Here is a 12,856-nt window from a genome sequence, read left to right as displayed (position 1 = left end):
ACGACAACGCCGCATGCTGGATTGGTGGCTCTACTTAAAAACGGAGCTGCCTGACGATCCAGTACGAATCGCCAGGCAGTCCGACTGGGGCCAGGGCCAACTCGCCAAAGTATCCACCCTGACCCGAAACGAGAACCAAGCCGACCACGAAACAGGACGACCAGCCCTCTACGACAACGCTATCGACACCGACTACACCCACTCAATCGGCATCCAAAAAGGCCAAATCTAACCCCCACGACACGCCGAACCAGACACACTTTTTGACCCTTAACCCGAAAATTACAGCAAAAAGCCCCGCCACCACACGGTGACGGGGCAGAGGATTGCCGCTTAGCCCTGGCGAGCCTTGAAGCGAGGATCCTTCTTGTTGATCACAAAAACCTTGCCGTGGCGGCGCACAACCTGAGCGCCCGGCTTGTTCTTCAGCGACCGAAGCGACTTGCGGACCTTCATCGGGCGCTCCTTTCTGCTCGGATTACCTGCAATTAGCGATCACCGGCGGGATGCCGGGTCGCAACACGGGGGTAAATGTTACACATCGGACGCGCTGAATCAAAACCTCCTACCATGAGCGCCATGCAGTCAGACATCATCACCGCCCTCGGCGTGGCACCGACCATCGACCCGGACCAAGAGATCACCCGGCGCGTGCAGTTCCTGGTGGACTACCTGGACGCCACCGGCGCGAAGGGCTACGTGCTGGGCATTTCCGGCGGGCAGGACTCCACGCTCGCCGGCCGCCTGGCACAGATGGCGGTGGAGAAGCGCCGCGCGGACGGCGAGGAAGCGGCGTTTGTGGCGGTGCGGCTGCCCCACGGCGTGCAGGCCGACGAGGACGACGCGCAGCTGGCGCTGCAGTTTATCCAGCCCGACGAAACAGTCACCGTGGACATTGAACCAGCCACCACCGCCATGGCGGGTGCTGTGACGGACTCGCTGAAAACGGACAGTCTCGGCGACTTCAACAAGGGCAACGTCAAGGCACGCATGCGCATGATCGCCCAGTACGCCATCGCCGGCGAGCGCGGCCTGCTGGTGGTGGGCACGGACCACGCGGCGGAGAACGTCACCGGGTTTTTCACTAAACACGGCGACGGCGCCGCGGACCTGGTGCCGCTGGCCGGGCTGAATAAGCGCCAGGGCGCGGCGCTGCTGGACCGCCTGGGCGCGGATCCCCGCCTGTGGGAGAAGGTGCCCACCGCGGACTTGGAGGAGGAACGCCCCGCGCTTCCCGACGAGGCCGCGCTCGGCATTACCTACGCCCACATCGACGACTACCTGGAGGGCAAGCAGATCCCCGCAGAGGCCGCGGAGCGCCTCGAGCACCTGTGGCGCATCGGCCAGCACAAGCGCCACCTGCCGCCGGGCCCGAACGACTCCTGGTGGCGCTAGCCCACCGCGCGCAAGGTCTCTTCCGCCGTGCGCACGAGCGCGGAGCCGTAGGACGGCCCGTGCGTCCACGCGTGCACCGCCAGCGGGTGCAGCTGGTGGACCGCGATGCGCCGCTGCCAGTCGCGGCCTAGCTCACCGCCGGCGTCCACATACCCGTCCACGATCGCGCTGAAGTGCGGCGCGCCGAACAGCTCGAGCATCGCGATGTCGGTCAGCGGGTGCCCGCCGTGCGCCGCCGGGTCGATGAACCGCGGCCCGCCCGACCCAAACAGCAGGTTGCCCGCCCACAGGTCGCCGTGGATGCGCGCCAGCGGGGCGTCCTCGTCCTCTTCAAGTAGCGCATCGCATGCTTGCTTGACGACGTCCATGCCGCCGCCCCCGAGATTCCCCGCCCTCAGCGCCTTCTCCGCGAATGGCAGCACCCGCTGCTGCACGTAGAACGTGGCCCAACGTCCGGTTGGCTCGCACGCCTGCTGGCGGGTGCCGATGAAGTTGGGGCCGTCCCACCCGTCCGCGGGCGCGCCGAATGCGGCCGCGCCCATGGCGTGGATGGCGGCGAGCTCCCGGCCGGCCTGACGGGCGGCATCCACGGTCGGGCGGACCGGATCCACTTTCTCGATGGTGAGCGTGTTCGCGTCCTCGTCCAGGTCGAGCACCTCCACCACCGCGGCGGAGCCCTCGCGCAGCCAGCGCAGGTACGCGGCCTCCGCGGCGGCCGCTCCCGGCGCGCTGCCGTGCTTCACAAACGTGTCAGACATCGATGCCCTCCATTCGCAGTAGGAAACGTTTGGCCTCTACCCCGCCACGGTAACCGCCAAGTTGGCCGTCGCTGAGCAGTACCCGGTGGCACGGGATGAACAGCGGCAGCGGGTTGGTCGCGCAGGCGCTACCCACGGCGCGCACCGCCTTGGGGTTGCCCACTGCGCGGGCGAGCTCTGCATACGTGGTGGTCTCGCCGAATGGGATCTTTTCCAGCTCCCGCAGCACCGACGCGCGAAAGTCAGTCACGCCTTTCAGGTCTAGCGGCACGGTGAATTTCCGGCGCGTGCCAGCGAAGTATTCGGTGAGTTCTTGGGTGGCGAGGGGATGGTCCGAAGGTTCGTCGTCAAGCAGTGGCTCACCCGCGAAGCACACGCGGGCGAGGCCCGCGCCGCCCGCGACGAAACGTAACGGCCCGATTGGAGACGCAAACATGCAGCTCAGAGTAGCTCGCAACCACAATGATTGCGCTACGCTCCTGGCCATGCACAGGAAACTCCCAACCGCCCTCGCCTGCGCCGCAACCTTGACTCTGGCCGCCTGCGGCAGCTCCTCCGACACCATCGCCGGCACCAGCCCCGCCATCGCCTCCGCGGTGTGCGACGGCGACGACGGCTGCGAATCCGACATGCGCCAGCTCAGCCACAAGCTCGACACGTCGGACGACACGGACGGCAACGGCTACTTCGAAGGCATGCGCCAGTCCGCCCAGTAGTGCATGGAGCCCACCGAAAACGAAAACTGCCCGGCCGAATAGCCGGGCAGTTTTCAATTGGTGGAGCTAACGGGATTCGAACCCGTGACCCCCACACTGCCAGTGTGGTGCGCTACCAACTGCGCCATAGCCCCGTGCGGCAGCTGTGCCACCGCTGGAATATGTAGTTGTGGAGTGGAGCTAACGGGATTCGAACCCGTGACCCCCACACTGCCAGTGTGGTGCGCTACCAACTGCGCCATAGCCCCTTGGATAACTCACGTAAATATACAACCGGTCGCGCGGGCCTCCAAATCCCCAGCGGGAAAGTGAAACCGCCCCACCCCGAGACCGGAGTGAGGCGGTGAAATCGCTATCAACTACAGCGCTTACATGCCGGCCAGGGTCTCCGGCCAGTTGTCGCGCTTGCCCTCGATGTCCTCGATGTCCTTGCCGTCGACCAGGACGCGCGGGGTCCACGCCTCGCCGGTCTCGTCCTCCTGGTACTTCATGTTCTCGGAGCCCATGCGCTTGGCGGTCTCGATGTACTTGCCGTCGCGGATGTCCTGGATCGCGGCGTCGGAAGCTTCGTAGTCCTTGGCCAGGTCGGCGAAACCGTCGTTGTCGTACTTGTTGTACGCGGACTGCTGGTTCTGGAACAGGTAGTCGCGGATGGTGAACGCCTGGGCCAGGTCGCCGTTGGCGATCAGCGCCAGCTCGGCGGCCAGCGCCTTGGTGGAGTGGCCCTCCTGGCCGCTGTCCAGGGCGGTCATCGGGCGCAGTTCGACGTTGATCTCGCCAGCCTTGAGCTTCTCCAGCATCGCCTCGTCGGTGGCGATGTGCAGGTCCGCACAGTGGGTGCAGGAGAAGTCCTCGAACAGCTCGGCGGTCTTCGCGTCGGCGTTGCTGCCGGTGAGGTGGATGGTGTCCTCTTCACCGTCCCAAGCGACGTTGATGCCTTCAACGTCGATCATCTCTTCCTTGATGGCGGCGCTGCGGTTCTCGCGTCCGTTGAAGACGATCAGGCCGATCACCACGAGGGCAATCGCCAGGACGGCGAGGACTGCCCAGATGAACGCGGCGTTGCCCTTCTTGTTCGGGTTTTCCACTTTGCGTGTGGTCACAGTTATCTCCTGTTGTGCGTGCCGTGTGGCATGACGGGTACTGTCTACCCGCTCAAGTTTAGGGGTAGATAGCGAACTTCTTAAACGGGCGCCACATCATGAAACCGGTGATGGCGATGTAGGCCAAGTCGCGTGCCACGGTGACGAGCAGGTTGCTCTCGCCTTCGCCCGCCTGGGACGGGTCGAAGCAGCCGCAGTCGATGACCAGCCCGCGCTGCCACGCAGACAGTAGGCCGATGATGAACAACGTCAGCACGATGATGGATACCTTGCCCGACCAGCGCAGTTTGATGCCCAGCAGGAGCAGCAGCCCGCCGGCCACTTCGAGCGGGCCGATGATGTGGGCCAGCAGGTAGGACCAGTCGGGGGTGAAGATCTCGTAGGCCTCGATGGTCTTGGTCACGTCGAGGGGGACGCCGAGTTTCGCGATGCCGGCGTCCAGCCACACGTACGCCATGAAGAAGCGCGCGAGTGCGGACAGTACGTCCAGCACCAGCGCTTTCGTGTTGCGTTCGGGCGCGGGGGTTGTCGTTGTGCTCACAGGTCGTACGTTACTCCACTAGCCGCCCAAAACTTCAGAAACGAGCGCCTGCGCTTCCTCCTGCACCTGCTTCAAGTGTGCTTCGCCCTTGAAGGATTCGGCGTAGATCTTGTACTTGTCCTCGGTGCCGGACGGGCGCGCGGCGAACCACGCGCTTTCGGTGGTCACCTTCAGCCCGCCGATTGCGGCACCGTTGCCGGGGGCTTCAGTCAGCTTTGCGACGATAGCTTCGCCCGCCAACGCATCCGCCGAAACCTGGTCAGCCGACAGCGCCTTGAGCTTCGCTTTCTCCTCGCGGCCGGCCGGGGCGTCGATGCGCGCATAGGCCGGGGCGCCGTACTCGGCCTCGAGCTCCGCGTAGCGCGCAGACGGGGTCTTGCCGGTCACGGCGGTGATCTCGGCGGCGAGCAGGTCCATGATCAGCCCGTCCTTGTCGGTGGACCAGACGGTGCCGTCCTTGCGCAAGAACGACGCACCGGCGGATTCTTCGCCGCCGAAACCGATGGTGCCGTCGATGAGCCCCGGCACGAACCATTTGAAGCCGACGGGCACCTCCACCAGCTCGCGGCCCAGCGATGCGACGACGCGGTCGATCATGGAGGACGAGACCAGGGTTTTGCCCACCGCGGTGCCCGCGTCCCAGCCGTCGCGGTGGGAAAACAGGTACTCGATGGCCACGGCCAGGTAGTGGTTCGGGTTCATCAAGCCCGCGTCGGGGGTGACGATGCCGTGGCGGTCCGCGTCCGCGTCGTTGCCGGTGGCCAGGTCGAGCTTGTCGCGGTTGTGCACCAGCGAGGCCATGGAATTCGGGCTGGAGCAGTCCATGCGGATCTTGCCGTCGGTGTCCAAGGTCATGAACCGCCAGGTGGCGTCCACGTGCGGGTTGACCACCTCGAGGTTCAGCCCGTAGCGCTGACCGATCGCACCCCAGTAATCCACGCTCGCCCCGCCCATCGGGTCAGCGCCGATGTGCAGGCCGGACGCCTTGATCGCGTCCATGTCCACCACGTTGCCCAGGTCGGCAACGTAGTGGTCGAGGTAGTCGAACTTCCCGGCGCGCTGGTCCAGCACGCCGCTGACGGGGGTGCGCTTCACACCGTCGAGGCCTGCGGCGATGTACTCGTTGGCGCGCTTGGCAATCCAGTCCGTGGCTTCCGCCGGGGCGGGCCCGCCGGTGGGCGGGTTGTATTTGAAGCCGCCGTCGCGCGGCGGGTTGTGCGACGGGGTGACCACGATGCCGTCGGCCTTGCCCCCTTGGTGGGTCAGGATGGCGTGGGAGACGGCCGGAGTGGGCGTGTAGCGGCCAGAGGCGTCGACAAGCACTTGCACCTCGTTGGCGATGAGCACCTCGAGCGCGGAGACCATCGCTGGCTCGGACAGGGCGTGGGTATCGCGGCCGATGTAGACCGGCCCGTCGATGCCCTCGCTGCGGCGGTAATCCACGATCGCCTGCGTGGTGGCCAGGATGTGCGCCTCGTTGAACGCGTTGTCCAGGGAGGAGCCGCGGTGACCGGAGGTGCCGAAGGCGACCTGCTGGTCCGGGTTGTCCGGGTCGATGTCGCGGGTGTAGTAGGCGGTGACCACCTCGGCGATGTCGATGAGGTCTTCCTCGCGGGCGGGCTGTCCGGCGCGTTCGTGTGCCATGGGAATGCTCCTTGTGTCTCAGGCAGAGTCCTTCCCACCATCATCGCCCGTGAATGTATTTCCTGCCACCTATATATTATTCACCTGACTGTATGTTTTACTACTCGGCATGGCTGACACCTTGAACGACATCCTCAGTGCAATCTCCACCTTCGTCTGGGGACCGTTCCTGCTCATCCCCCTGCTGCTGGGCACCGGCCTGTTCCTGACCATCCGCCTGCGCGGCATCCAGTTCCGCACCCTCGGCCGCGCCACCCGCCACGCGTTCGTGGACAAGGCCGAAGACGGCGCAGGCGACATCTCCAACTACCAGGCGCTGACCACCGCCCTGGCCGCCACGGTGGGCACCGGCAACATCGTCGGCGTGGCCACCGCGATCTCCATCGGCGGGCCCGGCGCGTTGTTCTGGATCTGGCTCACCGGCATCGTCGGCATGGCGTCGAAGTACTCCGAGGCCTACCTGGGCGTGCGCTTCCGCACCACCGACAAGAAAGGCAAGCAGCAGGGTGGACCGCACGAGTACCTGAAAACCGGTGTCGGCGGCGGCTTCGGCAAGTTCCTCGCCGCGGCGTTCACCCTGTTCACCATCTTCGCCTCCTTCGGCATCGGCAACCTCGCCCAGGGCAACTCCATTGCGGCGGGCATGCACGACGCCTTCGGCATTAGCGCGAATGTCGCCGGCGTGATCATCTTCTTCGCCGTCGGCGCGGCCGTGCTCGGCGGCATCGAGGGCATCGGCAAGATCACCGCGGCGTTCGTTCCGCTGATGATTGTCATTTACGTCGGCGGCGGCATCACCGCGCTGGTGCTCATGGCGGACCGGGTGCCGGCGGCGATTGCCACCATCTTCACCGACGCGTTCACCGGCACCGCGGCCACCGGCGGCTTCGTCGGCTCCGGCATCATGCTGGCCATCCAGTTCGGTGTGGCGCGGGGCATCTTCTCCAACGAGTCCGGCATGGGCTCCGCCGCGATCGCCGCCGCGGCCGCGAAGACGCAGCACCCGGCGCGCCAGGCGCTGGTGTCCATGACCCAGACGTTCATCGACACCATCCTCGTTGTCACCATCACCGGCTTGGTCATCGTCACCGCCGGCACCTGGGACATGGGCCGCGACCAGGCCGCCATTATGACCGCCACCGCCTTCGAGACGGCCCTGCCCGGCGAGTGGGGCAGCATGATCGTCTCCGTCGCCCTGATCTTCTTCGCCTTTTCCACCATCCTGGGCTGGTCCTACTACGGCGAGCGCGCCATCGTGGCGCTGTTCGGCGACTGGGCGTCCATCCCCTACCGCATGTTCTTCACCGCCCTGTCCTTTGTGGGCGCGGTGGCGTCGCTGGAGCTGGCGTGGACGTTCTCCGACCTGTCCAACGGGCTGATGGCCATCCCGAACCTGATCGGCCTGCTGTTGCTGTCCGGCATCGTGGTGCGCGAGACCCGCGAGTACCTCGCCTGGGACCCGCACCTGAAGAAGACCCCGGAGGAGGTCGCGGAGTTCGTGGAACGCCAGCAGATGGACTGGCGATAGACTCCCACCCGTGGACACATTCCGGACAGCACTCACGGTCGGGCTCGGGGCGGGCCTTGGGGCCGTCGTCAGGCATGGTGTGCTCCTTGCCGCCGCCCCCGGTTCCGCGGCGGCGCTCGCGCTGACCTTCGCCGTCAACATCGTCGGCTGCTTCGCCATGGGCCTGTGGAAACCGGGTCCGCTGTGGGGCGCGGGCTTCCTCGGCGGCTTCACCACCTTCTCCGCGATTTCGGTGGCGGCGATGCAGTCGGAGGCGATCGTCGCGCTGGGCATCGTTGCGCTCAGCTTTGCGACGTCTATAGTGTCCTACCTTCTCGGCCACACCCTCCGGGAGCGACGCCATGGCTAGCTGGCTCGGATTGGCACTCACACTCGCGGTGGTGTTCGCCGGCGGCGCCCTCGGCGGCATGTCCCGGTTCGCGCTGACGAAACTGATCGGCAACGCCCGCGCCGCGACCTTCGCCGCCAACACGGTGGCCTGCACCGTCGCGGGCTTCGCCGTCGCCACCCCGGCTGCGTGGCAGATCGCGCTCGGTGCAGGCTTCGCCGGCGCGCTGTCGACCTGGTCCACCTTCGCCCGCGAGCTCGGCGATCTGATCACCGCCAGGCAACACCGGGCGGCCCTGCGCTACGCGCTGCGCACCGCAGTCCTCGGCATCGTCGCCGCCTGGTTCGGCATGCGCTGGGGCCTGCGGGCCTTCGCAGGCTAGGGCGTTAGAGTAGAAAATGTGCAGTTCAACGACCTCACAACCGGCCTTTCCGTGGCGCTGGGCGCGGGACTTGGGGCTGTCGCGCGCTACCTCGTGCTGATCTGGGTCAACCCCACCACGCCCGAAGCGCTCGCGTTGACCGTGACCTCCGCGGTGAACCTCGTCGCCTGCTTCGCCATGGGCCTGTTCCAACCCGGCCCGTTCTGGGGCGTGGGCTTCCTCGGCGGGTTCTCCACCCTCTCCGCCGTCTCCCTGACCGCGGTGTCGGATTCCCCGGTGTGGGCCGGGTTCATCATCGTGCTCAGCCTCACCACGGCCACCCTGGCCTGGATGGCCGGCGATGCCACCCGGGGGCGCCGGCATGGCTGACCTGCTGCCCCTGCTCATCGGAGTTGCGGCTGTGTTCATCGGCGGCATGCTGGGCGGGTTCGCCCGCTGGCTGCTCATGCGCCAGATCCACAGCACGCTGGCGTCCACGTTCGCGGCGAACGTCTCGGCCGCCGCAGTCATCGGGTTTGCGGTGGCAGCGCCGGGCGTGTGGCGCATCGGCATCGGCGTCGGCTTCGCCGGAGCGTTGTCCACCCTGTCCATGCTCGCGCGCCAGCTCGGCGAGATGGTCGAAAGCGGCGAGTTCGTCCTCGCCGTGAAATACGGGGTGGGCACCGCCCTTGCCGCCATCGCGGCCTCGGCGGTCGGCGTGTACGGGTTCGGGTAAGTCCCCCTACTCCGCGATCGCGTCCAGCGGCGGCGTCTTCGTGGCCCGGCCCGCCGGCCACACCGCGGCCAGCAGGCCGACCAGGAACGACCCGGCGAGGACGGTGAGGATGAACGGCCACGGGACGGAGATCGTCGTCAAGCCTTTGGCCTCAAGGACGGTGAGGAACGCCCACCCCAACCCAAGCCCCAACAGCACGCCGAGGATGGCGCCGTAGACCGTCATCTGCACCGACTCCAGCGTGATCATCGTGCGGACCTGGCGGCGCTGCGTGCCCACCGCACGCAACATGCCGATCTCCTGGCGCCGCTCAATCACCGACAGCGTCAGCGTGTTCACGATGCCCAGGATCGCGATCACCACCGCCAGCGACAACAGCGCGTACATGATGAACAGCATCTGGTCGATCATCGCGGAGACCTCGCCCGCCATATCCTGCGTGGAGCGGACCTGCACCACGATGTCGTGGCTCACCTCTTCCTCGAGGTTGGCGCGCAGCTGGGCCTCGTCCACCGTGCCGTCGTTGTTCACGCCGACCATGAGGACGCGCCCGGTGCCCCGCGCGCCCGTGGCCGCGGCCGCCTCGTCGGAGACCACAAACGACTGCAAGATACTCGACGGCTCGAAGGTCCCGCCCAGGGTCGCCTCCACCGACTCGCCGGTGGGCCCCGCTACGGGGAGGGTGTCGCCGACGCGCCAGCCGTGCTCCTGCGCCAGCGGCACCGGCGCGATGATGGTGTTGCCGTCCAGGCTGGAGCTGCCCTCCACCATGTCCAGGGGGATCAAGTCCGCCGGATCACCCTGCAGCACGTCGGTGACGCCAAAGCCGCCGAGCTGGTAGCCGAACTGCCCGTCCACCGTGATCGGCGCCTGGGTGTACGCGGCCGTCTCGCCAGCGCCGTCCACCGCTTTAAGACGCTCCGGCAGGTCCTCCGGCAGCGGGAACACCCCGTTCTGCGGTCCGGAGAGCACGAAGTCCGCGGACACCTCGCTGCTGGCGACGTCATCCACCGAGCGCTTCATCGACGCGCCCAGCATGCCGATCACCGTCACCAACGCAATGCCCAGCATCAGCGCAAAGGCCGTGGTGGCGGTGCGGCGCGGGTTGCGGCGCGTGTTCGTGGACGCGAGCCTGCCCACCGCCCCGAACGGCAGCCCGATGGCCCTGCCCAGCGGCGGCACCACCGGCAGGCTCAGCGCAGGGCCGGCCAGGAACAGGCCGGTGATCGCGGCCAGCGCCGCTACGCCCACCAACCCCTCGCGGCGGCCGGTCGCGCCATCGTCCCAGCCCATCGCGTACACCGCCGCCGCGACGCCCGCGGCCACCAGGATCAGACCCGCGACCGTGCGCCAGCGCAGCGGCTGCGGGGTGGCGGCCTCGCTGGAGCGCATCGCCTCCACCGGCTTGACCTGCCCCGCCTTACGGGCCGGCGCCAGCGCCGACAGCACCGTCACCAGCGTGCCCACCGCCAGCGGCACCACCACCGCGCGGGTGGACAGGCCCGTGCCCGCGTCCGGCAGCGGCATGCCGTAGCGCGCCATCGCCACCCGGATCAGTGCCACCAGCCCCACGCCGCCGGCCACGCCGAGCGCGGAGCCGATCAGTCCCACCAGCGCGGACTCGAACGCCACCGAGCGCGTGATCTGCCCGCGCGACGCCCCCAACGCGCGCAGCAGCGCAAACTCGTGGGTGCGCTGCGCCACGATCATGGAGAACGTGTTCGCAATCAAGAACGTCCCCACCAGCAGCCCTACCAGGCCAAACGCCACCAAAATGTAGCTGATAAAGCTCAAACCTTCGCGGATCTGCTGCGACATCTCCTCGGCCACATCCGCGCCCGCGCGCACCTCCAGCTCCGGGAACTGCGCCTTCAGCCTATCGACGACCCCAGCTCCCCCATCCACCGTCACCGCCGGCACCGACGCGCCGTCTCGGTACACGTCGAGATATGCCTGCTCCCCCACACGCATCACCAGCGACGTCTCCTGCGCCAGCGGGTCCTCGTACAGCCCCGTGACGGTGAACTCGTTGCGCCCGTCCTTGTCCACCACGATGAGCTTTTCGCCCATCCCGATGCCGTACTTCTGCGCGCCGTTCGCATTGACGGCGATGTCGCCGGCGGCGGTGGGAGCGGAGCCGTCGACAAGCAAAGGCGCCCTCCCCACAGCCTCACCCTCGCTGTAGAAAGGCATGAGGCGGGAGGTGCCGAGCTGCGTCTGAATCGCAACTTCATCTTGCCTAGCGACGACCACAGGAACATCCACGAACACATTCACCCGATCGACGCCCTCGATGTCCTTGACAGCGTTGAACGTGTCCATGTCGATGCTGCCCTCAGTCGGGCGCACCACCGCGTCCACGTCCTCCAGGGCCGTATCGACGGCCGAATCGAACGTGGCGGACAGCATGTTCGTGAACATCAGCGCGCCCGACAGGAACGCCGTGCCCAGCACCACCGCCAGCACCGTCAGCGCGAGGCGCAGCTTGTGCGCCGCGACGTTGCGCAGCGACACCTTGGTCAACGTGTTGGCCATCTAGTCCTCCATGCCAGCCATGACGCGGAGGATGGAATCCATGTCCGGGTCGCGCATCTCGTCGACGATGTTGCCGTCGCGCAGGAACACCACGCGGTCAGCGTAGGAGGCGGCGCGGGCGTCATGCGTGACGATGACCACCGTTTGCCCGTCCTTGTCCACCGCCGTGCGGAGGATGTCCAGGACCTCCTTGGAGGCGTTGGAGTCCAGGTTGCCGGTGGGCTCGTCGCCGAAGATCAGCTCCGGACGACTGACCAGCGCGCGGGCGCAGGCGACGCGCTGCTGCTGGCCTCCCGACAGCTCCGCCGGGCGGTGATCCAGGCGCTTGGATAGACCCAGGCGGTCGGTGACCTCGTCGAACCAATTGGGGTCCACCTTGCCGCCCGCGATGTTCGTGGGCAGCGTGATGTTCTCCGCCGCGGTGAGGGTGGGCACCAGGTTGAAGGATTGGAAGATAAATCCGAGGCGGTCGCGCCTCAAAGCCGTGAGCTGTTTGTCGTTGAGCTGGGATAAGTCCGTCTCACCGATGTACGCTTCGCCGGTGGTGGCGGAGTCCAAACCCGCCATCACGTGCATAAGCGTGGACTTCCCCGACCCGGACGGACCCATAATTGCGGTGAACTCATTGCGCCCGAATTCCACGCTTATGCCGTCCAGGGCCCTGACCTCGGTACCGCCCCTACCGTAGGTCTTGACCAGGCCTACCGCCCGGGCGGCCGCATCGCGGGTGCCTGGCTCGCGCTTGAATGTCTCAACCATGCTGGCCATTGAGGTCCGCCTTCCTATCCGTTCACTCTTCCGGGACTATACGCACCCGGAGCTCATCCACGGGCTAGCAGGCGGGACGGGCTGATGAACGGCGCAGAGCATCCGTTCTCAAACCTTGATCTGCAAAAGTCGTCCGGCCGGGGTGTGTTTGTGCTGGTCGGTGTGCGGGGCGGGTGGTGGTGTTGCCGAGTTTTGCACACCCTGGGTGCGGACCCATTGTTGGTGTGGGCGTGGGTGTCCGTGTTGCGGTGTCCGCACGGGGCCTTCGGGTGGGGTGGTCTCGTAGAAGTTGACGACCGGCTGGTTTTCGCGCGCTGTTTCCCCAGGTCGCGAAACGCGCCCGTCAGGTTCTACGAAACCTCGCCCCCGGTCAGCAGGGTCGTTGGTGGACACCCATTGTTGATGTGGGTGGTGGTGTCCGCGATGCGGGCACACACAAGCCT

The 12,856-nt window shown here is 66.8% G+C and carries 15 protein-coding genes, 2 tRNA genes and 1 pseudogene; 8 read left to right on the top strand and 10 right to left on the bottom strand.

All coding sequences use genetic code 11. The annotated features are described in order from the left end of the window. Window positions 1–232: pseudogene (locus HMPREF3151_RS04135) on the top strand (IS256 family transposase); the annotation flags it as partial. Between the two features lie 101 nt (window positions 233–333). On the opposite strand, the gene ykgO reads toward HMPREF3151_RS04135, so the two are convergent. Further along, window positions 334–456 carry a type B 50S ribosomal protein L36 gene (gene ykgO, locus HMPREF3151_RS04130; protein ID WP_012732041.1) on the bottom strand — a complete coding sequence of 41 codons (123 nt, stop codon included), beginning with the start codon at window positions 454–456 and terminating at the stop codon, window positions 334–336. Window positions 457–579: 123 nt separating this feature from the next. On the opposite strand from ykgO, the gene nadE reads away from it, so the two are divergent. After that, entirely contained in the window at window positions 580–1,395 is an 816-nt protein-coding gene (gene nadE / locus HMPREF3151_RS04125; RefSeq protein ID WP_371336017.1) for an ammonia-dependent NAD(+) synthetase, read from the top strand. Here the strand turns inward: nadE and HMPREF3151_RS04120 are convergent. Together HMPREF3151_RS04120 and HMPREF3151_RS04115 are read right to left on the bottom strand one after the other, a co-directional pair. Beyond that, entirely contained in the window at window positions 1,392–2,153 is a 762-nt protein-coding gene (locus HMPREF3151_RS04120; protein ID WP_070473764.1) for a fructosamine kinase family protein, read from the bottom strand. The genes nadE and HMPREF3151_RS04120 overlap by 4 nt on opposite strands. After that, window positions 2,146–2,589: a methylated-DNA--[protein]-cysteine S-methyltransferase gene (locus HMPREF3151_RS04115; RefSeq protein WP_070473762.1), complete on the bottom strand. Its 444-nt coding sequence runs from the start codon at window positions 2,587–2,589 to the stop codon at window positions 2,146–2,148. The genes HMPREF3151_RS04120 and HMPREF3151_RS04115 overlap by 8 nt, the downstream gene beginning before the upstream one ends. Before the next feature lie 49 nt (window positions 2,590–2,638). On the opposite strand from HMPREF3151_RS04115, the gene HMPREF3151_RS04110 reads away from it, so the two are divergent. Further along, a complete protein-coding gene (locus HMPREF3151_RS04110) occupies window positions 2,639–2,869 on the top strand; it encodes a hypothetical protein (RefSeq protein ID WP_141741312.1) in 231 nt (76 codons plus the stop codon). A gap of 58 nt (window positions 2,870–2,927) precedes the next feature. On the opposite strand, the gene HMPREF3151_RS04105 is transcribed toward HMPREF3151_RS04110, so the two are convergent. The 5 genes from HMPREF3151_RS04105 to pgm all read right to left on the bottom strand — a co-directional run bounded on the left by HMPREF3151_RS04105 (window position 2,928) and on the right by pgm (window position 6,157). Further along, window positions 2,928–3,003: transfer RNA gene (locus HMPREF3151_RS04105), tRNA-Ala, on the bottom strand. Window positions 3,004–3,044: 41 nt separating this feature from the next. Next, window positions 3,045–3,117: transfer RNA gene (locus HMPREF3151_RS04100), tRNA-Ala, on the bottom strand. A gap of 120 nt (window positions 3,118–3,237) precedes the next feature. Continuing rightward, complete coding sequence (locus tag HMPREF3151_RS04095) at window positions 3,238–3,972, bottom strand: thioredoxin domain-containing protein (protein ID WP_070473759.1); 735 nt, start codon at window positions 3,970–3,972, stop codon at window positions 3,238–3,240. Between the two features lie 58 nt (window positions 3,973–4,030). After that, window positions 4,031–4,513 (bottom strand): MauE/DoxX family redox-associated membrane protein, encoded by a 483-nt coding sequence (locus tag HMPREF3151_RS04090; protein WP_246815198.1) that lies wholly within the window; start codon window positions 4,511–4,513, stop codon window positions 4,031–4,033. 18 nt (window positions 4,514–4,531) lie between these two features. Further along, a complete protein-coding gene (gene pgm, locus HMPREF3151_RS04085; protein WP_070473757.1) occupies window positions 4,532–6,157 on the bottom strand; it encodes a phosphoglucomutase (alpha-D-glucose-1,6-bisphosphate-dependent) in 1,626 nt (541 codons plus the stop codon). Between the two features lie 109 nt (window positions 6,158–6,266). Between pgm and HMPREF3151_RS04080 the strand changes: the two genes are divergently transcribed. The 5 genes from HMPREF3151_RS04080 to HMPREF3151_RS04060 are packed head-to-tail and all read left to right on the top strand — an operon-like array spanning window position 6,267 to window position 9,110. Further along, window positions 6,267–7,685 carry an alanine/glycine:cation symporter family protein gene (locus HMPREF3151_RS04080; protein ID WP_070473755.1) on the top strand — a complete coding sequence of 473 codons (1,419 nt, stop codon included), beginning with the start codon at window positions 6,267–6,269 and terminating at the stop codon, window positions 7,683–7,685. Window positions 7,686–7,695: 10 nt separating this feature from the next. Next, window positions 7,696–8,034, top strand: coding sequence for a CrcB family protein (locus tag HMPREF3151_RS04075; protein WP_070473753.1), 339 nt, complete (start codon window positions 7,696–7,698; stop codon window positions 8,032–8,034). After that, entirely contained in the window at window positions 8,027–8,395 is a 369-nt protein-coding gene (locus HMPREF3151_RS04070) for a fluoride efflux transporter FluC (protein WP_083290176.1), read from the top strand. The genes HMPREF3151_RS04075 and HMPREF3151_RS04070 overlap by 8 nt, the downstream gene beginning before the upstream one ends. Window positions 8,396–8,413: 18 nt before the next feature. Continuing rightward, complete coding sequence (locus HMPREF3151_RS04065) at window positions 8,414–8,764, top strand: CrcB family protein (RefSeq protein WP_070473751.1); 351 nt, start codon at window positions 8,414–8,416, stop codon at window positions 8,762–8,764. Further along, on the top strand, window positions 8,757–9,110 hold the full coding sequence (locus HMPREF3151_RS04060) for a FluC/FEX family fluoride channel (RefSeq protein WP_168160597.1): 354 nt from the start codon (window positions 8,757–8,759) through the stop codon (window positions 9,108–9,110). Before HMPREF3151_RS04065 ends, HMPREF3151_RS04060 begins: the two co-directional genes overlap by 8 nt. 6 nt (window positions 9,111–9,116) lie before the next feature. On the opposite strand, the gene HMPREF3151_RS04055 is transcribed toward HMPREF3151_RS04060, so the two are convergent. Continuing rightward, window positions 9,117–11,645 (bottom strand): ABC transporter permease, encoded by a 2,529-nt coding sequence (locus tag HMPREF3151_RS04055; protein WP_070473749.1) that lies wholly within the window; start codon window positions 11,643–11,645, stop codon window positions 9,117–9,119. Continuing rightward, a complete protein-coding gene (locus HMPREF3151_RS04050) occupies window positions 11,646–12,404 on the bottom strand; it encodes an ABC transporter ATP-binding protein (RefSeq protein WP_070474032.1) in 759 nt (252 codons plus the stop codon). Window positions 12,405–12,856: the final 452 nt, after the last annotated feature.

The sequence above is a fragment of the Corynebacterium sp. HMSC05H05 genome (genome assembly GCF_001807265.1).
Lineage (GTDB): Bacteria > Actinomycetota > Actinomycetes > Mycobacteriales > Mycobacteriaceae > Corynebacterium.
The sequence above is the reverse complement of the archived record's forward strand: the minus strand, read 5'-3'. Positions and strand labels throughout refer to the sequence as shown.

Bases quoted from the DNA above. Each gene is read 5' to 3' on its own strand.
- ykgO (WP_012732041.1), bottom strand. From the start codon at position 456: ATGAAGGTCCGCAAGTCGCTTCGGTCGCTGAAGAACAAGCCGGGCGCT.
- nadE (WP_371336017.1), top strand. From the start codon at position 580: ATGCAGTCAGACATCATCACCGCCCTCGGCGTGGCACCGACCATCGAC.
- HMPREF3151_RS04120 (WP_070473764.1), bottom strand. From the start codon at position 2,153: ATGTCTGACACGTTTGTGAAGCACGGCAGCGCGCCGGGAGCGGCCGCC.
- HMPREF3151_RS04115 (WP_070473762.1), bottom strand. From the start codon at position 2,589: ATGTTTGCGTCTCCAATCGGGCCGTTACGTTTCGTCGCGGGCGGCGCG.
- HMPREF3151_RS04110 (WP_141741312.1), top strand. From the start codon at position 2,639: ATGCACAGGAAACTCCCAACCGCCCTCGCCTGCGCCGCAACCTTGACT.
- pgm (WP_070473757.1), bottom strand. From the start codon at position 6,157: ATGGCACACGAACGCGCCGGACAGCCCGCCCGCGAGGAAGACCTCATC.
- HMPREF3151_RS04080 (WP_070473755.1), top strand. From the start codon at position 6,267: ATGGCTGACACCTTGAACGACATCCTCAGTGCAATCTCCACCTTCGTC.
- HMPREF3151_RS04070 (WP_083290176.1), top strand. From the start codon at position 8,027: ATGGCTAGCTGGCTCGGATTGGCACTCACACTCGCGGTGGTGTTCGCC.
- HMPREF3151_RS04060 (WP_168160597.1), top strand. From the start codon at position 8,757: ATGGCTGACCTGCTGCCCCTGCTCATCGGAGTTGCGGCTGTGTTCATC.
- HMPREF3151_RS04055 (WP_070473749.1), bottom strand. From the start codon at position 11,645: ATGGCCAACACGTTGACCAAGGTGTCGCTGCGCAACGTCGCGGCGCAC.
- HMPREF3151_RS04050 (WP_070474032.1), bottom strand. From the start codon at position 12,404: ATGGTTGAGACATTCAAGCGCGAGCCAGGCACCCGCGATGCGGCCGCC.